Origin of the sequence: Alteromonas sp. BMJM2 (genome assembly GCF_027257845.1) — a bacterium.
GTDB lineage: Bacteria > Pseudomonadota > Gammaproteobacteria > Enterobacterales > Alteromonadaceae > Alteromonas.
In genome coordinates this window covers 264,965-290,224 of record NZ_JAPVOT010000003.1, presented here as the reverse complement: position 1 = coordinate 290,224, position 25,260 = coordinate 264,965, and the positions used below count along the sequence as shown (strand labels likewise).

The 25,260-nt window shown below is 44.1% G+C and carries 24 protein-coding genes; 7 read left to right on the top strand and 17 right to left on the bottom strand.

The features are described from left to right. Nucleotides 1-63: 63 nt before the first annotated feature. The 3 genes from O9X84_RS05725 to O9X84_RS05715 are packed head-to-tail and all read left to right on the top strand — an operon-like array spanning nt 64 to nt 3,106. Nucleotides 64-1,626, top strand: a complete 1,563-nt coding sequence (locus tag O9X84_RS05725; protein WP_269518671.1) for a tryptophan halogenase family protein — start codon at nt 64-66, stop codon at nt 1,624-1,626. A 9-nt stretch (nt 1,627-1,635) separates the two neighbouring features. Next, on the top strand, nt 1,636-2,370 hold the full coding sequence (locus O9X84_RS05720) for a SapC family protein (protein WP_269518670.1): 735 nt from the start codon (nt 1,636-1,638) through the stop codon (nt 2,368-2,370). Beyond that, nucleotides 2,360-3,106 carry a DUF6445 family protein gene (locus tag O9X84_RS05715; RefSeq protein ID WP_269518669.1) on the top strand — a complete coding sequence of 249 codons (747 nt, stop codon included), beginning with the start codon at nt 2,360-2,362 and terminating at the stop codon, nt 3,104-3,106. Before O9X84_RS05720 ends, O9X84_RS05715 begins: the two co-directional genes overlap by 11 nt. A gap of 21 nt (nt 3,107-3,127) precedes the next feature. On the opposite strand, the gene O9X84_RS05710 is transcribed toward O9X84_RS05715, so the two are convergent. After that, the gene (locus O9X84_RS05710; RefSeq protein WP_269518668.1) at nt 3,128-6,253 is read right to left on the bottom strand and encodes a TonB-dependent receptor; all 3,126 of its coding nucleotides are present in this window, start codon (nt 6,251-6,253) and stop codon (nt 3,128-3,130) included. A gap of 183 nt (nt 6,254-6,436) precedes the next feature. On the opposite strand from O9X84_RS05710, the gene O9X84_RS05705 reads away from it, so the two are divergent. Beyond that, the gene (locus tag O9X84_RS05705) at nt 6,437-7,012 is read left to right on the top strand and encodes an RNA polymerase sigma factor (RefSeq protein WP_269518667.1); all 576 of its coding nucleotides are present in this window, start codon (nt 6,437-6,439) and stop codon (nt 7,010-7,012) included. After that, entirely contained in the window at nt 7,005-8,078 is a 1,074-nt protein-coding gene (locus O9X84_RS05700) for a FecR family protein (protein ID WP_269518666.1), read from the top strand. The genes O9X84_RS05705 and O9X84_RS05700 overlap by 8 nt, the downstream gene beginning before the upstream one ends. Before the next feature lie 73 nt (nt 8,079-8,151). Here O9X84_RS05700 and O9X84_RS05695 read toward each other — a convergent pair whose 3' ends face one another. After that, nucleotides 8,152-9,399, bottom strand: coding sequence for a sensor histidine kinase (locus O9X84_RS05695; RefSeq protein ID WP_269518665.1), 1,248 nt, complete (start codon nt 9,397-9,399; stop codon nt 8,152-8,154). An 8-nt stretch (nt 9,400-9,407) separates the two neighbouring features. Beyond that, nucleotides 9,408-9,953, bottom strand: coding sequence for a heme NO-binding domain-containing protein (locus O9X84_RS05690; RefSeq protein WP_269518664.1), 546 nt, complete (start codon nt 9,951-9,953; stop codon nt 9,408-9,410). A 422-nt stretch (nt 9,954-10,375) separates the two neighbouring features. Between O9X84_RS05690 and O9X84_RS05685 the strand changes: the two genes are divergently transcribed. Then, nucleotides 10,376-12,106, top strand: coding sequence for an amidohydrolase (locus tag O9X84_RS05685; RefSeq protein ID WP_269518663.1), 1,731 nt, complete (start codon nt 10,376-10,378; stop codon nt 12,104-12,106). Between the two features lie 12 nt (nt 12,107-12,118). Here O9X84_RS05685 and O9X84_RS05680 read toward each other — a convergent pair whose 3' ends face one another. From O9X84_RS05680 to O9X84_RS05625, 12 genes are all read right to left on the bottom strand, one after another. Beyond that, on the bottom strand, nt 12,119-12,880 hold the full coding sequence (locus O9X84_RS05680; RefSeq protein WP_269518662.1) for an SDR family oxidoreductase: 762 nt from the start codon (nt 12,878-12,880) through the stop codon (nt 12,119-12,121). Nucleotides 12,881-12,899: 19 nt separating this feature from the next. Then, nucleotides 12,900-13,769: an acyl-CoA thioesterase gene (locus O9X84_RS05675; RefSeq protein WP_269518661.1), complete on the bottom strand. Its 870-nt coding sequence runs from the start codon at nt 13,767-13,769 to the stop codon at nt 12,900-12,902. Nucleotides 13,770-14,098: 329 nt separating this feature from the next. Continuing rightward, on the bottom strand, nt 14,099-14,401 hold the full coding sequence (locus tag O9X84_RS05670; RefSeq protein WP_269518660.1) for a DUF3240 family protein: 303 nt from the start codon (nt 14,399-14,401) through the stop codon (nt 14,099-14,101). Further along, entirely contained in the window at nt 14,394-17,462 is a 3,069-nt protein-coding gene (locus tag O9X84_RS05665; RefSeq protein WP_269518658.1) for an efflux RND transporter permease subunit, read from the bottom strand. The genes O9X84_RS05670 and O9X84_RS05665 overlap by 8 nt, the downstream gene beginning before the upstream one ends. Continuing rightward, entirely contained in the window at nt 17,459-18,508 is a 1,050-nt protein-coding gene (locus O9X84_RS05660; RefSeq protein ID WP_269518657.1) for a hypothetical protein, read from the bottom strand. Before O9X84_RS05660 ends, O9X84_RS05665 begins: the two co-directional genes overlap by 4 nt. After that, on the bottom strand, nt 18,505-19,686 hold the full coding sequence (locus tag O9X84_RS05655; protein WP_269518656.1) for a hypothetical protein: 1,182 nt from the start codon (nt 19,684-19,686) through the stop codon (nt 18,505-18,507). Before O9X84_RS05655 ends, O9X84_RS05660 begins: the two co-directional genes overlap by 4 nt. Nucleotides 19,687-19,838: 152 nt before the next feature. Then, on the bottom strand, nt 19,839-20,327 hold the full coding sequence (locus O9X84_RS05650; RefSeq protein ID WP_269518655.1) for a helix-turn-helix transcriptional regulator: 489 nt from the start codon (nt 20,325-20,327) through the stop codon (nt 19,839-19,841). A gap of 58 nt (nt 20,328-20,385) precedes the next feature. After that, entirely contained in the window at nt 20,386-21,147 is a 762-nt protein-coding gene (locus tag O9X84_RS05645; protein WP_269518654.1) for a hypothetical protein, read from the bottom strand. Nucleotides 21,148-21,266: 119 nt separating this feature from the next. Then, nucleotides 21,267-21,821 carry a DsrE family protein gene (locus O9X84_RS05640; protein ID WP_269518653.1) on the bottom strand — a complete coding sequence of 185 codons (555 nt, stop codon included), beginning with the start codon at nt 21,819-21,821 and terminating at the stop codon, nt 21,267-21,269. Between the two features lie 53 nt (nt 21,822-21,874). After that, the gene (locus tag O9X84_RS05635; RefSeq protein WP_269518652.1) at nt 21,875-22,303 is read right to left on the bottom strand and encodes a rhodanese-like domain-containing protein; all 429 of its coding nucleotides are present in this window, start codon (nt 22,301-22,303) and stop codon (nt 21,875-21,877) included. A gap of 13 nt (nt 22,304-22,316) precedes the next feature. Then, complete coding sequence (locus O9X84_RS05630; protein ID WP_269518651.1) at nt 22,317-22,736, bottom strand: YeeE/YedE family protein; 420 nt, start codon at nt 22,734-22,736, stop codon at nt 22,317-22,319. A gap of 20 nt (nt 22,737-22,756) precedes the next feature. Next, nucleotides 22,757-23,185 carry a YeeE/YedE family protein gene (locus tag O9X84_RS05625; RefSeq protein WP_269518650.1) on the bottom strand — a complete coding sequence of 143 codons (429 nt, stop codon included), beginning with the start codon at nt 23,183-23,185 and terminating at the stop codon, nt 22,757-22,759. A 294-nt stretch (nt 23,186-23,479) separates the two neighbouring features. On the opposite strand from O9X84_RS05625, the gene O9X84_RS05620 reads away from it, so the two are divergent. Next, the gene (locus tag O9X84_RS05620; RefSeq protein WP_332108315.1) at nt 23,480-24,271 is read left to right on the top strand and encodes a hypothetical protein; all 792 of its coding nucleotides are present in this window, start codon (nt 23,480-23,482) and stop codon (nt 24,269-24,271) included. On the opposite strand, the gene O9X84_RS05615 is transcribed toward O9X84_RS05620, so the two are convergent. Next, the gene (locus O9X84_RS05615; RefSeq protein ID WP_269518649.1) at nt 24,268-24,666 is read right to left on the bottom strand and encodes a type II toxin-antitoxin system VapC family toxin; all 399 of its coding nucleotides are present in this window, start codon (nt 24,664-24,666) and stop codon (nt 24,268-24,270) included. The two genes, O9X84_RS05620 and O9X84_RS05615, sit on opposite strands and share 4 nt — an antisense overlap. Continuing rightward, nucleotides 24,667-24,897: a type II toxin-antitoxin system Phd/YefM family antitoxin gene (locus O9X84_RS05610; protein WP_269518648.1), complete on the bottom strand. Its 231-nt coding sequence runs from the start codon at nt 24,895-24,897 to the stop codon at nt 24,667-24,669. Between the last annotated feature and the right edge of the window lie 363 nt (nt 24,898-25,260).

Genomic DNA, 25,260 nt, shown 5'->3' with positions numbered 1-25,260 from the left:
GTAGCGATACATCACATGTTGCGGCTATTGTTTGGTAGCCGCTACTTTAAGGTAGGATAGCAAGTGAAAAATTTTCCAATAACACGTATTGTCGTCGTGGGTGGCGGTAGCGCCGGCTGGTTGACTGCAGGTCGGATTGCTGCTGAACATCAATGCGCTTCGTCTGAGCGTATTCAAGTGACGCTAGTAGAAAGCCCGAATGTGCCTATTATCGGGGTTGGCGAAGGTACTTGGCCCACAATGCGCTCTACACTCATAAAACTGGGCATCAGCGAAACCACTTTTATCAAAGAGTGCAACGCCACGTTTAAGCAAGGCGCAAAGTTTGCACAGTGGCGTACTGGTAAGAAAGACGATTTTTACTACCACCCGCTAATGCTTCCACAAGGGTTTAGCAAGGGTAATTTAGGACCCTATTGGCAAACAACACAAGATGACTTAGGCGAGTCTTTTTCTCACGCCGTTTGTTTTCAAGAAGCCATATGTGAAGCAGGCTTAGCGCCTAAGAGCATTCGGCATGCTGAATTTGCAGGCACCGCAAATTACGCATACCACCTGGACGCTGGCAAGTTTACGCAGTTTCTTACTAAACACTGCCAAGAGAAGTTGGGGGTAAAACATATACTGGCCGACGTTAGCGATATTGTTAGTCATGAAAACGGTGACATTAAATCCCTTCTCACGCAGCAAGCTATTACAATAGAGGGCGACCTTTTCGTTGACTGCACGGGCTTTAAATCTAAACTTCTGGGTGAGCACTTCCAAGTGCCTTTTATACCCTGCGACGATGTCCTTTTTATCGACCGAGCAATTGCTGTTCACGTGCCTTATGAACAGGAAAGTAGTCCTATTGCTTCCCATACTATATCCACAGCCCAAGATGCAGGTTGGGTATGGGACATAGGTTTACAGTCGCGAAGGGGTGTAGGCTATGTTTATTCAAGTAAACATCAAAGCCAAGACGACGCTTACGAGCGTCTAGAGAGTTACGTGAACCTCGATAACAAAGGCCTATTCAATCAGCTCAAGCCTAAAGAAATCACTATAAAAAGCGGTCATCGAAAATGTTTTTGGCAGAATAACTGTGTTGCTGTAGGGCTATCTGCAGGTTTTTTAGAGCCGTTAGAAGCATCAGCGCTTGTTCTCGTAGAGCTTTCCGCTACCATGATTGCAGAACAACTTCCAGCAAACCGCCAAGTAATGGACCTAATCGCAAAGCGCTTTAACGATACGTTTAGTTATCGCTGGCAACGTATTATCGATTTTCTGAAACTTCATTACTGCTTAAGTCAACGGGACGACAGCGAATTCTGGCGGGACAATCGCGAAAGCACTTCAATACCCGAATCATTGCATGAGTTATTAGATCTCTGGCAGTACCACCCGCCTTCAGACCTTGACTTCACCAGCAATAATGAAGTGTTTCCTGCAGCGAGTTATCAATATGTGCTTTATGGCATGGGGTTTAAGACCCAGCTTCAACCTCATCAACAGTGGGTTGATATTCATTTTGCAAAACAGCAACTCGCTCAAAATCAAAAGGTGCGCAGCATGCTGGTAGAAAAATTACCGGCACATCGCGAACTTATAAACAAAATTAATCAATTTGGCTTGCAGGCCGTGTAAGGAGAGCCCATGACGAATATGGTGGCTATAAACAATCAACATCATGCTAATTTACGAATTACCGAGCATGCTCATACTCAAGGTGCCAATCAGCATCTGGTGCCGATAGTGACTTCTGAGATAAATAAACTCATCGTTCACTATCCCGTTGTACTGACAAAATTTGATGACACTGGAAAATTCGGTTTATCAGCCCTATTAGGTTTTGAAGAGGGTGAAAATCTTTTCTGGCAGCAAGGTAGGTGGGAGGCCGTGTATGTTCCTGCTCAAATTGACCGACTCCCATTCTTTATTGGCAGTGAGCAGCAATCTGATACTGTTAATCACGTTTTATGTGTGGACATGGATAACGCCGCCGTTAATGAAAGTGAAGGTAGCGCCTTATTTGATAACACCGGGGAGCCTACTGCATTTTTAGCCGAGAAGCAGCAAATTCTAGCGCAACTTTTAGATGGTGAGTCACAAAACCAGATGTTTATTGAAACGCTTCAGTCACTCAATCTCATTACTCCCATCACGCTTGACATAACCTTTGAGAACGGGGCGAACACATCAATTACTGGTTTGTATACCGTCGATGAGGAAAAACTAGGGGCGTTAAGTGCAAACGCTATTACACGCTTGCATACCGAAGGCTGGCTGCAAACTATTTATACGTTGGCTGCGTCAAACGCACAGATCTATGCATTAATCGACAAGAAAAATAAAGCCATTAAACAAGGTGATGCGTGGTTTGAAAACTAAATCGACGTTAGTCCATTCACACCCATCTGAAGGAGCGGGAAGTCCTCAGGTAAGCCACATTAACGTGGGTAAAACCAATATACCTATTTTTATAATAGACAACTGCTATCCTGCTCCCGATGCACTGCTTTCACAGCTGTCACTTTCAAAATTTCAGCCACGAAAAGATGACCATTATCCCGGTTTACGTCATCAGAGCCCCCTAGCATATATTGAGTTTGTTACTAACTCTCTGCCTCTATATATTAGCCGCTATTTACAGGGTCAATCCACTGAATACGCTGCAAAATGGTCAAGTGCCAAAATAAGCATGTCACAATTTTCAATGGCTACATTCAGCGCCAATGCACTAAAACCGATTCAGTGTATTCCTCATATCGATACTCACTCCGAGAAAGAATGGGCATTGGTGCACTACTTGTTTAGTACGCCACTCGGCGGTACAGCTTTTTACCGACATAAGGAGACGCAGCTAGAACAAATAACGTCGTCCAGCTATGAACAATATATGAATATCCTTAAGCGGCAAGCGACTACCGTAGGCTTACCGCCTAAAGCGTATATTGGCGAAGATAGCGCTCTATTTGAAAAAATAGGGCAGGTGGATGCCGCGTTTAATCGTGCGATTGTTTATCCTGCAAATGTCCTGCATAGCGGGCTTATACCTAATCACCTTACCCTACCTACCTGCCTCAAAACGGGGCGATTGACTGCTAACGCATGCTTAGTTTGCTAAAACTGGTGAAAAAATACTGCCTTAATAGGTGACATTGATGCCTAGCGCATACCTCGTTCCCGAGTCTTGTACTAACAGCAGTTGATTGCTAAACCGCCCGCGTTTGTGCACTGTTTCATTCGTTAGGTTAATGCCTTCAGCAAATAGCGATACGTGGGGGCTAATTTGATAAGAAACGCTCATATCCCACTGCTGATAAGGTGCTACGAAGGTAGGCTCGGTGCTTTGGGACTGATTCAGCGATTGTAAAAATCCATCTCTATGATTCCAAGCTACACGCAATTGAAGCGCGTCTTTCTCATAAAAAGCCACTACGTTCTTGGTTCCTGACAGCCCGGTTAGTGCGAATGTAGAGCGCACGTTAGCAGTATCGAGTTCGGCGTTACTTCTTACATAACTGGCATTTGCCTGCATGCCCCATCCTGACTCACCAAAAAAGTGTTGAACACTCAATTCGACTCCTTCTACCGTGGCCGACCTGCCATTGTTGGGGGAGATGACAGTAAAAAAAGCGAGTTCATCGTTACTATCGGGAGCGTTTGTATCTCTTCCCGTACTTGGGTCGGTAACGTCATTGAAAGTAATTTGTTTACTTTCGCTAACGATAAAGTTATCCACATCTATTTTGAATAGACCCAGTGAAAGGTAACTATTGTCTTGATAATAGCGCTCTATCGCCAAATCAATATTTTGGGCTTCAAAAGGAAGTAGTTCGGGATTGCCAATACTGGCGCGTAAATCTCCTCCTTGGCGAGTAGTAGTATACGTCACTCCAGGAGACATTTGTTCAAGAGTGGGTCGCGTTAAACTGTGGTTGTATGCGGCGCGAAGCACCCACTCATCGCGCCAGCTAAATTTGAGGCTGACGCTTGGCAACCAATTCATATAGCTTGAATCGCTTTGTATTGCGACTGATTGGCCAAATTCTTGACCTAATTCGGTTTGGTCTAGAATAACAAGGGCTGATAACTTTTCATCAACCCCAATGACGTTAACGCGCGTATACTCGGCCCGAAGCCCCGCTTGAAAGTCGAAAAACCAAGGCGATACCTCCTTCTCCACTGTTAATTGTGCGTACGAGGCATAGACAGTCTCTTTAACAGCGAATGAGCTTCCGCGTTTTTCAGCAGCAAGGCTTACACCGGCGCTGCGTTCTAAAAAAGTAAAAAGCTCAGCACCATTGTGTTGAAGCCATTGATGCGGAATATTTTGATGCCCGCTCACTGAATCTAAAAAACCTTCTCCGGCATTAAAAACCGATTGAAAGCTATCTGGAATATCAGGCGTTTCAAAATAGCCACAAAACGTGCAATGCCTTGCATTGGCTTCATTATCCCGCCGCTCGTTAGTTTTATGGCGCTGGGTAATCGCAACGCCGGTATTCAGTTGACTAAACCAGCTATTATCGCCTAAAAAAGTTAAATTCATTCGGCCCTGATCGATATTATCGTCAATGTCCCACCCGCGGCGCAACATGACATGTGAGCGACCATTTTCGGGAGATAGAAAGTCACTTCCTTCTTGTCCTAAGGCACCCTCAAAACCAGATATAGCTGGAAGAATATTCCCTTCAGTATGGTCAAATTTAGATTGATTAAGAAAGCCAATAAGGGATAGAGAATTTCCTTCTCCGTTTTTATCATTCACGCGTGCGTTTGAAGTTGAAATGTCGGCATTGAATAAAACATCATCGTGAATAGCCCAATCAACACTAAAGCCCAAGCTCTGAACATTCGATGAGCGATTAAATGTACGAGCATGAAAGTCAGTTGCATGGCCGCTAGATTGCGAAAATGCCACCGCACTGCCGTTGTTATCTAAGACTACATTCTCTAAATTACTCGAGGTAAACCAATGCCCCATTGAAGTTGCGGCAGTATCGACATCGAACTGAGAGCCTAAATAGTCTATGGCGAGTTCAAGATCAGTCGAGGGTCTATACTGTAAAACCAGTGCGGCGCCGGTTCGAGTTCGTTTGTCGAACCGAACCCGTTGGTCATAGTTTCTTGGTACGTAAAGGGTGGGGACGGCGTCAGGCAATTCCGAAGAAGGGATGTTGGTATTCACCAACCAGCCGTCTATCTGCGCTTCTTCTATCTGAGCATCTCTTTCATGGTGGGTAAAAGAGGCGAGTAAACCCAGCTGGTTATTCAAATACGTATTGCTGAACATGGCTGTTGCTGAGGGAGCAAAATTGGCCGAATTAGTATCGTATTGCATTTTAACACTTCCAGCGGCCCGCATTCCTCTGAAAGACAGAGGCTTTGCCGTTTCAATATCGATAGTTGCGCCAATGCCTCCAGACTGCATAGCCGCTTGCGCCTGCTTGTATACCGTTACGCTATTGATGATTTCAGAGGCCAAGGTATCAAAACTAAATGCTCGGCCGAGCTTGTCAGTTGCCAGCGGCCTACCGTTAATCAGTACTCGATTAAATTCGGGGCCGAAACCGCGTACCGTAACAAGCTGACCCTCTCCCTCGGCCCTATCGATAGATACCCCTGACACTCGCTGAAGCGCTTCTGCTAAATTCTGGTCGGGAAACTTTCCCATTTCTACAGACTGAATTGTATCAATAATAACATTAGCATCATTTTTAATGCCCGCCGACTGCGCTGCGCGAGCTCGCAGGCCCCGTACCTCTATGTATTCGATATCAAAGCGGCCTGCTTCATCGGGTACTGCAATGAGTGACTCATCTTGCGCAGTAATGGCATTGAGCAACCGTGAAAAAATAGTAGAGTCAGCAGTGTCATTATGCTTAGGTAAAATTTTAATACGTTTATTATTTATCACATTGGCGTGTAATGAAGACCCCGCAAGCAGCATCGCTATGGCGCGCTGGGGTGTATGGTGACCCACCACTTGATTAGCCGAAATGTGCCTTACTTTGTTGTAAGGAAATACCACCGTCAGATCAGCTTGATTTGCAAACGCGATAAGTGCCTCATCGCCGCTTAATGGTGGGATGTTAAAATAGACTGTTTGCTCTTTCTGCAAAGCATCTTTCGGCTCAGTGAGAACATCCGCATAGGAGTTAGGCATACTGCACAGACACAATGAAGATGCCCATACCGCCAACGTTGCAGCGCGAAGCTTGTAGGGCAATAGAATGGGCAATTTTTTTTGTTTCTGAATAACCGGCATGTGCGCTTAGTAACTTTTTATTTTCATCTGGAATGCGCGTAAACGCCAACGTTGTTGTAAATCAAATTCGCATTATATACAAGATTTTAACAACTTTTATATTTCATTAGTGTTTTCATTTAGGTTGGGGGAAAATCCGCGGTATCTCGTCTTAGTGAATAAGAATAATAAATAATTAACTCTATGCCTGTAGAAACCGCAATACACAATGCCTACATGTCGGCAAGAAGTTCCATGGCAAAAATGTTGTCTCGCCTTGTGCCGCCTAAAGAAGTAGATGATATTCTACAAGACACGTATGTGCGGTTATGCCAGGCTAAAACTACTGCCCACATAAAAGAGCCGAAAGCTTTTTTATTTAAAACAGCAAAAAATTTGGCCTACGATCACCTCAAACGCTCTAATACGCGTATGGTAGACGACAGCGTTGAAGCCGCTACTGCATTAGAAAGTGCAGTGAACGGGATAGAAGATGAGACCTGTCACAACACGGCCACTCAGCAAGAATTTAAATATTTCTGCGACGCGGTTCGTATGCTTCCTACGCAATGTCGACGTGCATTTGTATTAAAAAAAGTATATGGCTACTCTCTTAAAGAGATTGCCAAAGAGTTAGGAATAAGTGAAAAAACAGTGGAAAAACACATTGCAGAAGGCATTAAGCGATGCACCCTTTTTATGCGTAGGCAGACGGTAAACAACGACCAGTCGAATGCTTATCAATACACCGCGTCCCCAAAGAGAGACTCACATGAATAAAGAGTTTCAGCAACATGACACTGACAACAACGTGGTGCCTTTGGTTGCCGATGAACATGTGCTCGATGAAGCCAGTCGTTGGTTGGTTAAGCTTGAGGAAGGTTTATCAGAACAAGATAAAGCCGCATTAACGCTATGGTTAAAGAATGAGTTTAATCGGACTACTTTTATGGAAATGGTAACTCTATGGGACAAAATGTCGGTACTTAGTCAGCTTAGCGATATCGTCCCCCATACTCCCGAAAGTGCCCATGCTCCGCGGAGGCGCTATCTTGCCATGGCGGCTTCGATATTGTTGGTTGGATTGTTAAGTTGGCAGGGTTCACATTATTTCCAAGCCTACTTTCCCAATCAGAATGAATCTGTTGAAGCGGCAACGCCGAATTACAGTTTGCAGGCATCTACCAAAGCCGGGGAGCAAAAAACAATAAGCTTAGAAGACGGCAGTACACTTTGGTTGAACACCAATTCGCAGGTAAGTATTGCCTTTACTAATACCAAGCGCGTTATTCAGCTTATTCAGGGTGAACTTCATATTGATGTTGCCAAAGAACCCATGCGCCCACTTAATGTGTTAGCAGCGGGCAAGGTAATGGAAGCGGTAGGCACTGCTTTTAATGTGCAATATCATCGAGGCGATTTAGAGCTGCTTGTCACTGAGGGAATTGTGAAAGTGAATAGCTTTTCATTAGAAGACAAGAAAGTTATCACTCGCCCAAAGGTAAATCAGAACGCCCAAGCAATGGTGCTGACGAAGGGGCAAAAGTCTTTGTTATCGATGCCTAAGTCAGAGATAGAAGCAGTAAGTCAGGATGAAATGGCAAGTCAGCTATCGTGGCGAGAGGGTAAATTAGTATTTAGAGGCGACTCGCTACTCCACGTTATCGATGAAGTTAGCCGTTATACAGATAGAGAGATTGTACTTGGCGATACCAGTCTGGCTAGTTTAAAAGTATCAGGTCTTTTTAATACTAATGATGTAGACGCTTTGCTGGCAGCATTAGCTGATAACTTGGATATTCATACTGAATATTCAGACAAGGTGGTTGTTTTACGAGCACATTGAATGTGTTGTTTTGGTGCTACACAACGTCTGACTTTCTAGCTAGTACGGCGTGCTGCAGTTGTTTAAATGTCTTTTATAAACGAGCGGCGGGCAGTGTAATAGTAAAGCACGTGCCTTCGCCCACCTCACTTTCAATGCTTATTTTGCCGTTGTGGCTTTCAATAATACCGTGACTTATAGCAAGGCCTAGCCCGGTACCGGTGCCAATTTCTTTGGTGGTAAAAAACGGCTGAAAAAGTTTATCGAGGTTCTCCGGTAAAATGCCGCAACCGTTGTCTTTCACGCTCACCACAACGTCTTTATCTGTGGGTTTAATATTTATTTCAATCGCCCCGTTTTCACTAATAGCATGTACTGCATTTACCAGCAGGTTAACAAACACTTGGCTAAGCTCGGTTAAATTACCGGTAACATAAAAGTCGTTGCCTGGCTCATAATGCAGCACGGCATTGTATTTTAACTCGTTGCGAACCAATGATATGGCAAGATCGATAGCCGATTGAATAGAGAGCTGTTCCTGCTTCGAGTCAGAAGGGTGGGCAAAACTGCGTAATCCAGACACGGTCTTGCTCACGCGTTTGGCGCCTTCTACACTCTCTTGAATGAGAGGGGAGATATCCTCAGCCATAAACGCTAAGTCGTTCCAATTAATATTGGTTCGCGAAAGGTCTTCTATGTTTTTTTTGTCAGTCTCAGATAAATTAGACAGCGCCGTTATCAACGGCACAACACTTTGCATATACTCATCAAGGCTAGATAAGTTGCTTAGCAAAAAGCCAATAGGGTTATTTATTTCATGGGCAACACCGGCTGCAAGGGTACCTACCGAGGCCATCTTTTCAGATTGAAGTAACTCTTTGGTACGTTGGGCTACCAAAGATTCCAAGTGTTCAGCGCTGGCTTTCAATTCGCTGTTTAACTTTTTAACGTGCTCGTACAGGCTCTCTTTAAGCTGAAGGGTACCGATGTAAAAGTTGATAGGATCGTGATTAACAAAGTCGTTAAGCGACAGACTCATGGCTTCAAGCTGCGCCATATCGGTAAGCTGGGGATAACCGATAAAATAATAGCCAGTAGGAATTTGATAAAACACCCCACCAAAAACAAAATCTTTTTTGTCGCACGGGCAAATAGTCACTAATTGCCCGTTAAACATAGTAAGGAACTGCTTACTTACCTGAATTCTTGGCGATACTAATTCAAACGCACTTAATAAAGGCATTTCTTCATGCAATTGCTCGCAAATTTTACCGAATGCTGGCGAAAAACTTTTGAGGTTGAGCTGCTGGTCTAGCTCAAACTGAAAGGTATGAATTTGCAAAGTGCTTCCTAAACAAAGTTAATACGAAACGTGCTAAACGGTGTGTCTTCAGTTTTCGTCTCTACAAACGTAATAGTGGCTGGCTCATTAAAGTGGTTGCACACGCCTAACAGCAGCCCCTCTACAAACGGCTCTAATCCGTCTCGGGTAGAGTAATAATGAATAGTAATACTGCCGTCATCATTTTTTTGACATAGAAACGACGGCGGCACGAGCTCTTTTAGCTGCGCAGAAATTACCTGGTGCATATTGTTTAAATTTGATAGAAATTCAAATGCACCGCCAGACACAAGGGCATACATAGCGCGGTAACTACCTTGAGAGGTTTCTTTCACCCAATCCTCACCCATTTGACGTAAGAACATTGCAGCATCAACATTGAGATGAGTAACACAAGCGCCAACCAGTCCAAACGTAACGTCATCGGCATAGGGCTGCATTTCAATAAAGGACGATTCATAATCATCAATAGACTGCTTAATGTCGTTCCAAGCATGCTCGCCATAGCGGTTTATTACCGTGGTAGATATGAATTTGTTTACCATGCCGTACATAAAAAACTCCCGTGCTTTCTGTACAAAACATAGCACAACCTGCAAAAAAAGAATTTAGTTCAAAAGTAGTGCTTTCGCCAAGGTTCAGCGCAGCATAGGTAAAAACATCCTCGGCCGCTTGTGCCGCTGCACAACCTACAACTGGTTATTGTGTGTGATTGAGCGGTTTAGGGAAAAATGCGCTTTAAGGGAGTAATAACTTAAAGAGCAAAAAAGAAACTATTGTGAGTCTTAACAAACAGTGGTGTTATAGATTGTATACCTGTGGTGTTTATCCGTGCCCGGCATCATCAGTTTTTTACTATTTAGCTTTGCGTTATATTCAGCTTAGCTTCGCAATTTGTATTGGGTTTAAGACGCCAAGCTTACCTACTTAATAGCAAATTAATGAGCCAAAAAATAATAAAATAGAAAGGGAAAACATGTATAAATTACGCTTTTTATTGTCGCTAACGGCCTTAGCTTTTACCCAGCCAAGCATTGCGGTAGTGCCTTCTAATGCGGCTTCTACCGCTACTATCACTTCAACATCTGCATGCGAAAAAGCCGATTTAGTGCTGCACAATACCACTGTTTATACGGCAAATGACTCACAGTGGAAGGCGCAAGCGGTCGCGAGCCTCGGTAATAAAATAGTGTTCGTAGGCTCAAACGAAGCAGCCAAAAAATACATGTGCGGTAATGCCAACAGTATTGATATGGCCGGGAAAACCGTATTTGCAGGCTTTACCGACAGCCATCAGCATTTAGAAGGCGTAGGTAAACGCACCAAAACCTTAAGCTTATTTGGTGTGCCCACGCTAAAGCAAACCGTACAAGAAATAGAAAATTGGGCAAGCAGCGTACCTGATAACAATTGGGTATTAGGTCGCGGGTGGATAGAGCGTGAATGGACCGATGAACAGCGCTTTTTAAGTCGCCATGATGTAGATGGTTTTACCGCAAATAAGCCGTTATTTATGCCCCGTGCTGACGGTGTGTCTGCGCTGGTAAACAGCAAAGCGTTAGAACTGGCTGGCGTAACTCGCCACACGCCAGACCCAGAAGGCGGTAAATTTGAGCGCGACGAGTCAGGCGAGCTAACGGGGTACGTGCTTGCCAATGCCATGAACGTGTTTCGTGATATTATTCCTAAAGACACCGATGCCTATTTAAAAGATAACTTATTAAGAGGGTTACAGGCTAATGTTGCTATGGGCTGGACACAAACCCAAGATGCCGGCATGCCCTATCGCTTAGTCGATTTAATGCAGCAAATTCATCAAGAAGGCGACATGCTGCATAGAGTGTACGCGTCAATTCCCGTTTTACAGGCCGAACAGCTATTCATCCGTGGGCGCGAAAAAACCGCCGATGATATGTTTGATGTAAGAGGCATTAAGGTGTTTATCGACGGTACATTAGGCTCGCGAGGTGCTGCACTATTAGAAAACTATTCTGATGCACCGCACAATGGGTTTATGAACCGCATTACTCAAGAAGCCCTAGTGCCCATATTGCACAAAGCACTGCAACATGGTGCGCAAGTACAAACCCATGTTATTGGCGATAGAGCAGTACGCTCGCTGCTAAATTGGTACGAAGAGGCGTATAACACAGTGCCTAAAGAAGAGTGGGCACAGCAAGATTTGCGCTGGCGTATGGAGCACGCTCAAATAATAACGCCACGCGATCAGCAGCGCTTTGTAGATTTAAGCGTTATCCCCTCAATGCAGCCTAGTCACGGCATTGGCGATTTAAACTTTGCTGGGGCTAGATTAGGCCAAGCGCGACTAGCCTATGCTTACCCATGGAAATCACTGGTTGATAAAGGCTTAAAAGTGGTAGCAGGCTCAGACGCACCGGTAGAAGTAGGCGACCCACGGATAGAGTTTTACGCTGCCGTAGCCAGAAAGCGACTGGATGGTACTTCGGGCGAAGGTTGGCACCCAGAACAGGCGGTTTCAAGAGAGACCGCCCTTAAAATGCTGACTATTTGGCCTGCCTACGGGGCATTTCAAGAGCATCTGCGCGGCTCTATAGAGGTGGGCAAATACGCCGATTTCACGATATTTAATCGCGACCTAATGACAATAGACGAAGCTGATATTCTTAAAGCAGACGTAGCCATGACTGTCGTCAATGGGCAGGTGGTATACAGGAGAGAAAACTAACTCCCACTGCTGCTAAAGCGCGGTGAAACCACCTTCTATCATCAACTGATGACCCAACAAAAACGACGATTGATTAGAGCTTAAGTACATTACGCCGTTGGCGATATCCTGCGCTTCGCCTAGACGGCCGATAGGGTGTGCACGCGTTGCTAGCTGAGCAGTTTTAGGATCTTTTTCAAAAGCTCGTGTTGTCATGTCAGTATTAATAACACCGGGGCATACAGAATTCACGCGAATGCCTTTTCTGCCATATTCTACGGCGGCGGTTTTCGTTAAACCAACTACAGCGTGCTTTGTTGCGCCATATATTCCCATTTTAGGCGCAGATACCACTCCGCCTATAGAGGCGGTATTCACAATTACGCCGCCACCTTGCTTCATCATTTGCGCAATTTCGTATTTCAAACAAAGCCATACGCCTTTCACGTTGACCGCCATTAGCTTATCGAACATATCTTCTTCGGCGTCTGCTAGGTAGGTGTGATCTAAGTCGATACCTGCATTGTTAAAGGCAATGTCTAAGCAGCCATAGTGCGCTACTACCGCATCAACCATGGCTTTTACATCTGCCGACTTAGAAACGTCTGCCTTTATAACTATTGCCTCGCCACCAAGAGAACGCACCTCTTCAGCTACCGCGTGTGCGCCTGCTTCGTCTATATCAGCAATAGCCACTTTGGCCTTATTTTTGGCGTATTCTAAAATAGTGGTGCGACCAATACCAAAGCTACCGCCGGTGACCAATGCTACTTTGCCTTCTAAATCTTGATACATATTTTGTCCTTATAAAACATTACTTAACACGAATTAACCCTTCTTGTGCGACTGACGCCACCAGCTCTTCAGATTGCGTGAAAATACTGCCGCGGTTAAGCCCTCGGCCATTGCCCGTCCAAGGCGTATCCATCAAATAGAGTAACCATTGGTCTACTTTAATGTCGTTGGCGTGAAACCATACGGTGTGGTCTATGCTTGCAGTTGCTACATTCTCATCCATCCATAGCATTTCGTGTGGTCGGCCGCTTGTGCTCAATAGGGTTAAGTCGGTGGCGTAAGCCAATATGGCGCGGTGTAATGCGGTATTGCTCGGCAGCGCCTCTTTTGCTCTAAACCAGGTAGCCTGACTCAGTTTTTTGTCACTTCTTAAAAAATGAGCTTCTTCGTTAATTGGCCTCACCTCAACGCTGCGGTAGCGGTTAAGCATGGAATACACATGCTTTGGCAATACGTCTTTATGTTTTTCAGCCAATGCATTCTCGTTCAACAAGTTATCTGGCGGTGGAATATCAACTGGCATGTCAATTTGATGTTGGTACCCGTCGCTTGTACCTTGAAATGAGGCAATCAAATTAAAAATAGGTTTATTGTGTTGAAGAGCAACCACCCTTCGGTTGCTAAAATTGCGGCCATCGAGGTCGCGATGTACCTTGAAAACGATGTCTTCCTCGCAGTCACCTGGGCGAATAAAGTAGTTATGGCAAGAGTGCACACGTTTATCGGCTGATACCGTTTTCGACGCTGCCATTAACGCTTGTGCTAATACTTGACCACCAAATACTCGGCCGGTAGACGACGCTAATCTATGCCCTAAAAACTCGTCATTTTCTAAAGCGTTAACATCCAGCAACTCAGTTAATAAGTAGGTTGGTGACAATCCTTTCATATAGCTCCTTCATGTTATTCCTCGAGGTTAGCCAAAGTGATTGCTTGCAAAGCGATGGCTTACATTTATCTCACGCTGTAAATCAGCTTCTGTGAAATGTTGAAGATGCCATTCACTATAAAGTGAAACGCTTTTTATATGTGGTAATTTTCAAGGAATTCTCATCATAAATTTGATTACTTAACTATAAGTTAATAAGGGCTATTGAGCGCTGGTGTTCAGTAAAACTCAACGGCATCTTATACTTACAGTTTGTTGTACTTGCGGTATCAAATTTTATGCGGATAACTCTGTGATTCGAGTTAACGTATTTGCGGTTTTAAAGTGGGTCAAATATGCCCATGTGAAATGACAGGCGATATCATATAACGCATAGGATTATGTGTATTAATACAGCGTAGTGCGTCGATAATCGCATCGGTGTCGTCATTACGATGCAGAATATCAAGCTTCCAAAGCTGTCGCCCGCCCGCCACCTGTTCAGCAAGGTCTAGTTTGGCGTTGTCACGACTGTAACCAAAGCATGACGATATCGAAAAGCCAGAAATACAAGTGAGCGGCAATAAACAATCTATTACGTCCTCTTTGCGCTTTTGTTCTACATAAACAGTAAGGTTAACCGTTTCAGGCATGTTTTCTTCGCTCCCAGTAATAGTAGCCAATGGGCAATAAGTACAGTGTTATAAACGTAGAAGTAATTAACCCGCCAATCACGACAATGGCCAATGGTCTTTGTATTTCTGCGCCCGGACCACTAGCAAATGCAAGGGGAAGTAGGCCAAACATCGCTGTTGTTGCTGTCATCAATATAGGCCGTAATCTCGCTACCGCTCCGTTTTTTACTAATTCGTAAAGCGACATAGCTTTACCTTTAAGATCTTCATAATATGAAATCATCACCACGCCGTTTAGTACGGCTACACCTAACAGCGCAATAAATCCAACCGAGGCGGGCACCGACAGATACTCACCGGTAACAAATAACCCAAATACACCACCCATCAAAGCAAAGGGTACGTTTGCCAGAATAAGTAACGCTAACGACCACCTTCCGAATATGGTAAATAGAATAAGAATAATGATGACTATAACGATGGGAATAACGGTCATCAGATTATTGCTGGCCCGTATTTGATTTTCAAATTCACCACCATATTCTACTGAATAGCCTGCAGGCAGATTGATGTCGCTATCAATAGCGTTGCGCACTGAATCGACAAAACCGACCAAGTCGCGGCCTTCAACATTCGATGTAACCACTGAGAAACGAAGTGCTTTTTCACGTTCTATAATGGCTGGGCCTTGGGTGCGCTGAATATCGGCAAGGGCAGATAAAGGCAACATTTCATTATTTGGCATTAGTATCATCAGGTCGTTTAATTGCGCTGGCGACGTGAGCAATGCTTCTCCATGTTCAAGGTCGCCAAAATAAATAGGTGTCCTTACGCGCCCTTGTATAACGTCTCCTACATGAAGCCCCGATATTTGCATCTTTACATATTGCGACAACGAAGACGTACTCATGCCATAGGTTAATGCAACACCCGGTTTGGGAACTACGCTGAGAAAGTCACCGCCTTCAATTAGCGTGGCGTTTACGTCTACGGCGCCATCTTGGTCGCGAACTACGTCGGCAATGTCGTTGGCTATGGTCGATAACTGCGTAAAGTCGTTACCGAAAATTTTAATGGCTAGAGTACCGGTTGTGCCGGTAAGCATTTCTGACACGCGCATTTGTATAGGCTGGGTAAATCCAATATTCATACCGGGAAAGTGTGCAAGAGCCTCGCGAATAGCTGCTTCCAGTGCGCTCTTGTTGTCAAAACGCCATGTATCTGACGGCGACAACTGCAAAAATATATCGGTTTCATTAAGCCCCATTGGATCTAACCCAAGCTCATCAGACCCAGTTCTTGCAACTATATGCTGTATTTCCGGAAATTCAGCCAGTAAGGCAAGTTCTACCTGTTTATCTAATGCTAGCGACGAGGCCAATGAGATGGTGGGCGATTTTTCTAATTGCACAATAATGTCGCCTTCATCCATTACAGGCATAAAGGTTTTACCTAAATAGTTGAACAATATGCCGCTTAATAGCAAAAGGCATAGCACAGCGCCTACCAGCAATTTACTGTGGGTTAACAGTATGCCCAGAGAGTGACGATAAAGTGTTTGAAGTTTAATTAAGTAGCCCGGCGTAGCGCCGTCTTTGTTGGTAAGCACAAAAGACGCAACAACAGGAATAAGCGTTAACGCAGTTATTACTGATGCCAGCATGGCGTACACGATGGTCATAGCTACGGGTGAGAAGAGTTTTCCTTCTAACCCGGTAAGAGTGAGCAAAGGCACAAATACAACAATGACGATGGCTGTGCCTGCTATTACCGGAACCGCAACTGCCCGTGTTGCTCTATAAATAAGATGTAAGCGTGGTAAATGTTGTGCCTTACCAAGTTGAGATACGGTGTTTTCGACAACTACCACGGCGCCATCCACCAGCATGCCAATTGCAATAACCAGCCCGCCTAAGCTCATTAAGTTTGCGGTTAAGCCTGTTACTTTCATGGCTAAAAACGTAAGTAGCACCACCACGGGTATAACTAGGGCCACAACAAATGAAGCGCGTACGTTACCTAAAAACAGCCCAAGCACTAATACAACAATAATAACCGCCTGCCCAAGCGCGCTAGTAATGGTACCTACCGCAGTATCAATGAGCGTTTTGCGATTGTAAAAAACATCCAGAGTGGTGCCCGCGGGTAAAGTTTGTTCAATGGCGCCTAACTTGGTCATTACGTCGCTGACAACCTCAGCGGTATTGCTGTCTTTTAAGGCAACAATAAGGGCCTGTGTGGTTTCTTCTCCATCACGGGTAACACCACCGTAGCGGGTTAAACTGCCAAGTGAAATGACACCCAGCTGCTTAAGGGCAATAGGCTCATTCTGATAGTTGCCTACAATAATACTACCCAGCGTGTCGATAGAGGTAGCGCGCCCTTCTGTGCGTATTACCAGCGAATCTACGCCTGCCTTTATTCGTCCTACACTGCCATTGATATTAGCTTGCTGCAGAGCACTAGATAGCTGATCAATATCAAATTCAAACGCATTTAATTTGGCAATGTTGGGGGTAAACTGAAATGTTCTGGTGTAACCACCTAATACATTTACGTCTGCCACACCCGCTACAGTGCGAAGTGCTGGCCTAATTTCCCAATCAAGTATCGATTTTCGCTCTTGCAGCGATAACGATGGGTTTTCAATGGTAAACATGAACATTTCGGATAGCGGCGTGCTCATTGGTGCTAGGCCGCCTTCTACAATACTAGGCAAAATTGAATTAACCGCGGCTAGCCGAGCGCTCACTTGTTGGCGAGCCCAATAAATATCGGTGCCTTCTTCAAAGTCCAGGGTAATAGACGTAATCGCGTACTTTGTTGTTGAGCGCAAAATGGTTTGATGGGGTATACCCAATAATTCAACTTCAATAGGTTGAGTAATTTGCGCTTCCATTTCTTCTGCGGTCATGCCATCGGCTTTCATGATCACCTTTACTTGGGTAGGCGATATATCGGGAAAGGCATCTACCGGTAGTGTTAGCCAAGCACGATAGCCAAAAAGCACCAGCGCTAAAAAAACACATAATATAAAGAGTCGCTGGACAAGGGAAAACTGAATAATACGGCCTATCATTCAATACCCCCAAGGCCCAGTAAAATACCTTGTACAGCGCTAATTGAAGACGTGAGAACTTCGTCGTTTTTTGTTAAACCCTCTGCAGTGAAAACGGCATTGTCGTTATCAGCGTTTCCGATAAGCGTGATGGGCACCGCTTCAAGGGCACTAGCACGGCGTACAAATACAGATGCTTGACCATGTAAATAAAATACACTGTCAGCTGACACGGTAAGTGCAGAGACTGAAAGCTGTACTCGCGTATTAACGTGCGCGCCAAGCTGCAGGGCACAGCCTTCTGGTATTGGCGCTGACCATACGCGCACAAAAAAGCGATGGTTAATTTCTTCTACCCTTTCAATGTTAACACTGCATGAGTCTGTGTTAATAGCTTCAACAAAGTCGCTGTCTAGCGCGTTAACCAGTGTACTAAGGCGAATATCGTTAGGACTTACAACGGCACCTAACTGGGATTCTGTAGCCTGGGTTTCTGTATCAGCAGATGCTTGCTCAGGAAGCATAAATACGCCTTTTGATGGCGCCAATAGATAGCCCATGTCGTCGTCTTCTTGGGGTTCAAACATTTCAGCAAAATGGTTAAGGTGCCCCCACGCAAGTTGCGCGTCATAGTATTGCTGAGCAATATTAAGCCACTTGTCTTGAGGTATCGCATTGACCGATACAAGCTCGCGGTTTTTATTAAAACGCGATGTAGCTATCTCTAACAGTGCAGTTTTAGCTGCTAAGTTCTCACGAAAGTGGTGAACTTCACTGCCGCTCAATATGGCAATGCGTTGGTTCTGGGTTACGCTTTCGCCGTGGGCCACTAAATAATCTATTTTTTGTGGGTTCATGGGCGCTACTATGCGAAGCGGTGAACCTGGCAGTACTTTAACCATGCCCGTGGAAACTGGCTTTTCCATTGTGCTTAGCGCATTGATAGAAGAATAAGAAAGCGACAACTTACCTAGGCTGTTAAGCGGTACCGAATTGTTTGCATGTGCATAACCAGTTAACACCAATGTAAATAAAGCCAATACATAACGAAAAATAGTGTAATTCACAGTGCTACCCCTGCAATCTGGTTAAGTTTAGATGCCGCTTGTGCACGGCGTACTTTCATTTTTTCAAGCGCCAAAATAGTATCTTGTTGTGCAAGTAACTGTTCTAGCCACACTACTTTTGGCAAGCTACTAGTTTGCTGTGAATATAAGGCCGAAATTTCTTCACCTAACGCCACCTGTTTTGCCATTACTTTCTCGGCTTCTTGAGTGTATTGGTAATTGGCAGTCACCTCGCTAGCCTGTTGCTTTATGCGAGCATACGTTGTGGCAAGTGCTTCGCTTAGTGCATTGCTAGCGTCGCGCCATAACGCGTAATCGTTGGCTGATGTAGTATCGCTTCCAGTAAGCGGAATATTCACACTCACACCAAGCAAGTTATTGTTGCCTGCGGGCCCTTTCAGCTGGCGGGCAATAATGCCTAGTGTCCATGGTGCTAACGACTGATCGGCAAGGTTGTAATTTATGTCGAGCTGCTGCTGACTGAGAGAAAGCAGATTGAGTTCAGGGTGCGTTTGAATAGCTTGGTCAATATTAGGTATTAAGGTTTCTTGAAGCGTGCTGGGAAGCTCCTGAGTTCCCGTTATTTGCTGATAGTAGTGCTGTGCATTACTCAGTGTAATTTTTGCTTGTGATAAGGTGAGCTGGTGAGACAGTTTTTCTTGTTCCCAGCGTAACAAGGTTGCGCGGTTAAGTTCACCGCTTTGAGCCTGCTGTTGTAGGGTAACGTCTAGCGAATTAATCCACTTTTGTTTTTTCTTTAGCCCTTCAAACTCAGTTTGTGCCATAACTCGCCGCCATAGCGCTTCTCTAAACAAGCCGCTTGCTAACAATGAAAACCGCTGTTCTCGTGCTTCAGCAAAGCGCTGTGCTATTTCACTCTGCTGCTTATCTAGCGCGCGCCCCTGGGGCGATCTGAATGGCAAAAATACGCCAATTTCGTACTCATCTTCGCCATTGCTGGTATTACTTGGCAGCGCAACAAGCTGCAACGACGCAGGGCCTTGAAGCCACTGATTCACCGCTTTTACTTTATGCCCTATGTGGTCGGGATTGTTCTGATAAAGCTGGGTAAGGCGATGGCGGGCTCCGTTGTATATATCAGGTAAGGTTTTCGCAATACCATTGCCACTAGCTAATAGTAGAACGAAAAAAATAAAGAGTGATGAGTAGTGAGTCATAAGTTCTCGTTTTAGAAATACACGTACTATATTTCGGGTGCATTCATGTTCACAGACTTCAATGACAGTACGGCAAACAAGGTGAAAAAGATATCGGGCATAGCACCTAATGGCCTAGGTCAAACCGCCTATAAACAATGTAATCTTATGATTTAAATTAAGTTTTCGAAGAAGAGGGCTGCTAACTCATGCCTTCCTTTGCAATCTGCTTTGCGATAAATTGCAGAGGCATGGTGGCGTATAGTCTTCTCTGAAGTGCTACGTATTTCTGCAATTTCTAAAAGCGTTAACCCCCGCAACAAAAACATGGCTACTTCTTTTTCACTAGGTGTTAAGCCCCATACATCAAATTGAGCTTGAATCGCTTTTAAAAAGTGCTGTTTCGATTGCTGTAATTCGGCGGTTACTTTTTGCTCTCTTTCTGACGAAGCGGCAAGTTCAGCTTTTAATTCTTTTGCGTTGTTTGATCGTTGGCGAATATCAAATATAAGAAATAGGAAAAGTGCAGAAGAAATTAAAATTAAGATGGATTCTTGAATGAGGTGGGTGAGGCTGGCATCGTCGGCAACATCTGCACTTAAATCTGCAATTTTAAGCACAATAATACAAATTAATGTAATAGAGAGTATTTTGTCTTTCATCAGTTGTTCGTCACATTGAGCTTGATATAAAAATCAGACCAGTTAGTTACGGTTTGTCTCATTGGCTTATTTTCACGGTTGTTCCATCAAATCGCGTAAAGGTAAAACCGCCAAAATCTTCTTTATATTGGCGCGCTACTTCTCTTAGCACACTCATGGCATATTCCTCACCTAGTACTAAGCCATAATCTCCATCAGCGCGATAATGTACGCCAGCAAAATTACGGCCTAAAGCAACATTACTGGCTAATTTGTTAAGTTCGCTCTCTAAAGTAAGAGGCTTACCCTTGTAGGGAAGTAATTGCTTCCCATCAGCACTTGTCATTACTGGGTTGGGAATAACAAAATCACCATTGAAAAATGCTTTTAGCATTGTGACAGCGGCGCCAGCCATCACTGCATGAGCAGCGGGGTAAGTAGGGTGAAGCGGTGCGCCTTTGGGCGATGCTTGCGGCAACAAGTAGGTGCATGCGCTTTCAAACTCAGGTGCTGGTGGTATGCTAAAAGTGTCTGGGCTGTTGCCTTCGCGAACACTTGCGTATGCAGCAAGTGGATTACGAAGTCCAAATCCGTTTTTCACGCCCATAGGGACATTTTCAAAAGCGTTACTGTTACCTTCGTTTAGTGCCGATAGTAGTTTTTCGTATGCCTCTTCATTCACCACTCCCCACTCGTTGTGAGGCAGGCCCTTACTAAAACTGTTAAGGTAGCCGGGTAACTTGGTTTCATCCAAAGTACTTTCTATATCTGCTGTATTAGCAAGCACTACATTAGTGAGTAGTAAAACGGAAATGCCAATTAAGGTTTTAACGCAATTCATAACAATACAATTCTCTTAACGTATTACAACTAACAATAAACTTACTTCTTCATCATTTGGCATAAGCAGCATTATGCTAATGCAGGTAATTAGCCCGGCACCCTACAGTTTTTCTGAATTTAGAACGGGTTTACCGTATAGCCATTTTGCTGCAGTAAAGCATGGGCAGTCATGGCTGATAGTTGAATCTCTACGCCCTCAACCAGTTGGCTGCTTTGTACTGCTTTTGAAGCGGCGCTTTGACCACATAAAATTACGCGCACATTGTTTTCTAAAAGTGCTTTGAGAAGCGATTCATTAGGGTTTTGTGTGTCGTACTTTTCTTGATAAGACGCATTATTTAATAAATCGAAAATTGCGCTTCCGTGAACAACAAGTGCTAGGTGGATATTGTCCTTTTTAACACCCGCCGCAGCATGCATGTTAATAAAGCGCGCCAAGCTATCAAACTTGCGATTTACCACGCCTGCACCGCCAGTACTGGCAACATCAAATGCAATGTTAAATGCACTGTTTTCTGGCAAAACATGAGAGAGCACGGGGGCGCTTTTTCCAAAGCCTTTAATCACAGTGCCATCTCTGAACTCAGACATTTGAGCATGAACCACAGAATGAAAACTAAAAAGGGCGACGAGACAACAAGCCAGCAGGCTCAAGTTCTTTATTTTTAACATGGCGTGTACCTTTGCGTTGGTTTTAGTAAATGTGACTATCTAATGGCAAATAGTTAGTGAAGTTTAGCTTCATTTTGTACCACAATGGGCAATTGTTCTTCTTTCCACTTTTTCATGTCTCCCTCCATGTAAGTGATATTTTTAACTCCTGCCTCTAATAGCAAATCTATTGCCTTTGCTGCACGTCGGCCTGTGCGGCAGTAAATAACAAGACCGTTGCGCTCTAACGCGCGAAGTTTTTCAATGTGTTCGTGAAAAGTACCAACCGGTATGTTCAATGAATCCTTTATATGTCCTTCTGCATACTCTTCCTCAGTGCGAACGTCTATTAAAACGCCACTAAACATTGGGTCGTTCAATACGTTATGTACTTCGTGCACTGTCATTGTGTTTGTAGTGCTTGCTGGCTGTGCATTTAATAGCGATGGGAAAAGCACTAAACCGGCATAAAATAAGAGTATTGTTAACGCTGTTTCTTTCATCGTTCTTCCTTAATCAAGAAGATTTCGGTGTTAAAAAATGCTGCGCCAGCATGCCAACAAGCATAGCGCCAATAAATAAAAGAACATCAGACTGCAGAGATACAACAGCAACAACGGCAGGGCCAGGGCAAAAGCCACTTATTCCCCAGCCAATCCCAAAACACGCAGACCCCAAAACTAACTTACTATCTATAGTTTTACTTGTAGGAATGTCGAATTTGTTAGCAAACAATGGCTTGCTTCTTTTGCGTACCCAATAAATGCCGGGTGCCGCTACTAAGATGGCGCCGCCCATAACAAAGGCTAAGGTAGCATCCCAGTTCGCGCTAAAATCGAGAAAATTAAGCACCCTGGCAGGATTACTCATTCCCGATATAACAAGTCCAAATCCGAAAAGTAGGCCGCTAAATAGCGAAGCGATAAGTACTTTCATAATCTATTTCCTCCGCTGTGCTAAAGGTGTCTAATAATATTTGTGGTAGCGGCCGCTGCCGCCATAAATGTCAGTGTGGCGACTATCGAGCGTGGTGATAGTCGAGAAAGGCCAGCTACACCATGGCCAGACGTACATCCACAGCCAAGACGAGTACCAAAGCCTACCAGCAGCCCTGCTACTATTATCCAGCCAGAGCCCAATTGAGTCTCTACCTCAAAGCCACCCATAAAAGTGCTATAAAATATGGCAGCCAAAATCATTCCAGCTAAAAATGCGAATCGCCAATACTGTTCAGAGCCTCTTTGCGTTAAAGCGCCTGCAGCAATACCTGATATGCCGGCAATGCGTCCAAGCGTGAATAACAGCAGCACAACTGATAGCCCAATAAAAATGCCTCCTGCCAAGCCGCTCAAGGGCTCAAAAGGGGTTGTAGTCCAATTTTCCAATTATTTCTCCTTACTTACGGTATCTAAAATAAGTCTGCGCATTTCGTCGCACACCGAGTAAATCATTTAAATGCATTATTTCGCATATATAAATGCGAGCTTAGACGCATGATCCAGTGCATTAATAAGCACAATATAATCAATAGTACAGGAGTAGACAAATTAAATATATATATGGAATATACTTTATTTATTGCTTAGCTAGGTTGCAGATAAAAATGCAAAGAGTACGCTGTACCACTAGCTATCGGTTGAAAATAACAATTAATGCAAACACACCAAAACGAGGGCGCAATGGATTATAAAAAGTACTACGAGGTACTGGTGGCGGTGCATTCAGTCGACTTCAATAAGTGTTTTTACTGTGGCTGTGAGGCCTCAACACCTGATTACATTCCGCCTATCTCGTTTATACACGACTGGCGCGATGGCAGCAGAGAAGCCGAATTTATTGCTGTACCCTCATGCAATGAATGCGTCGATTTAATGAAAAAGCATAATACCGGTACGTTAGGCGAGCGTGTCGATGTGCTTAAAAAGCTATTGGCTAAAAAGTACGAAAAGGCGGTAAGGGTTTACACCATGTGGAGCCCAGAGGAATTGGAAGACATGGACACAGCCTTTCAAATTAGCTTACGTGCAGGCATAAATTTAGGCAAAGAAACCGTATCTCGACTTCGTTTTAATGGCTTCGATTATGAAGTAAACGGCAGCATTACCAGAGTAAGCAAAGCGCCAACTAAGCCCTATAAGGTATTCAACGAAACCTTTGAAAACTTCAAACTGGCACTGGAATATGCAAGCCATACCTATCAAATTAGAAAAAGCCGCTTAAGCGAGCTGTACTTCGAGAACGGTGAGAATTTCGATAAAGCCATAGAGGCATTTCATCGTTCACTAGAAGCACGCAAACTATTAGATGCCATCGAAAAGCCCTGCGAAGCCTTTGCAACGCAGCACAATCAAAACAGAAACTTGGTTATTCGAGAAGTGAAAAAATACCTACGTGCCGATGAAAATCTCACTGTGAATGAAGCGTTAGATAAATTTTATCTGATGAGGGTAAAAGAGGGGCGCAGAGGCTAAAAAATTGTCTTTACATGTGGATAATTCAAAATTTTTTCGTCCGCCGTAATCAAAGGTGCTGACAAGGTTCTTGCTAGTGCCACGATCATCCTGTCGGCGGGATCTTTATGGAATTCATCAGGCAGCCGAGTCGACTCGATGGCAACTTTGTTATCTACGGGAACGAATTTAACGTTCTCGATTTCGCTTACTGTTTGAATCCAAGTATCAACGTCCATAGTCAGAGTAAGCCTACTTTTTGATACCAACATAGATACTTCCCATGACGATATAGAGGAGATCATTATTTCTTCCTCTAATTCTAATGCAACGTTAATCCGTTCTTTTGCTTTAGCGGAAAGCTTATCATCGCCATCACACCACCAGATCAGAATGTGAGTGTCTAAGACTATCATCTATGCAAGCTCCCAATCATCTTCACAAACAGGAGCCGTAGGTGAGCTATATGTCACAACAGACCCGCGTAACTTTTCTAATGGGCTAACATTCTTTTTGCTAAATTTTTTTATGACTAACGTGGGTTTGCCATGAGAGGTGATAACAACTTCTTCACCCGATTTCTCAACATCTCTCATTATTTCAAGAGCATGAGCTTTAAAATTTGATTTTGATATTTCGTGTTCCATATTTAGAACCATAGTCACATTACCATAGTCATAATAATATCAAACTAAATGGGCCGACAAGAAGTTAATTTTCGTTTTCTAAAATGCCATTTTCCGTTGGTACACATGAGCTTCAGGTTTTACTTTGTTCTGCTTGTCGAATTTGACAAGCTTAATCTACTTAAGCCTTATTCATATTAAATTTTATTTACCAATAGCCCTATTTTTCAGTGGGTTGATGCAAAGATCTCTCATTGCCTTTTTAGCCTTGTTCCCCTTATCAGATCTGCTGATCAGCCGTATTTAAACTTCCATACCCCTTTCTATTTACTGCCCATTTCTCCTTTAGACGCTGGTATATAGGCAACTAAAAATACCCATTAA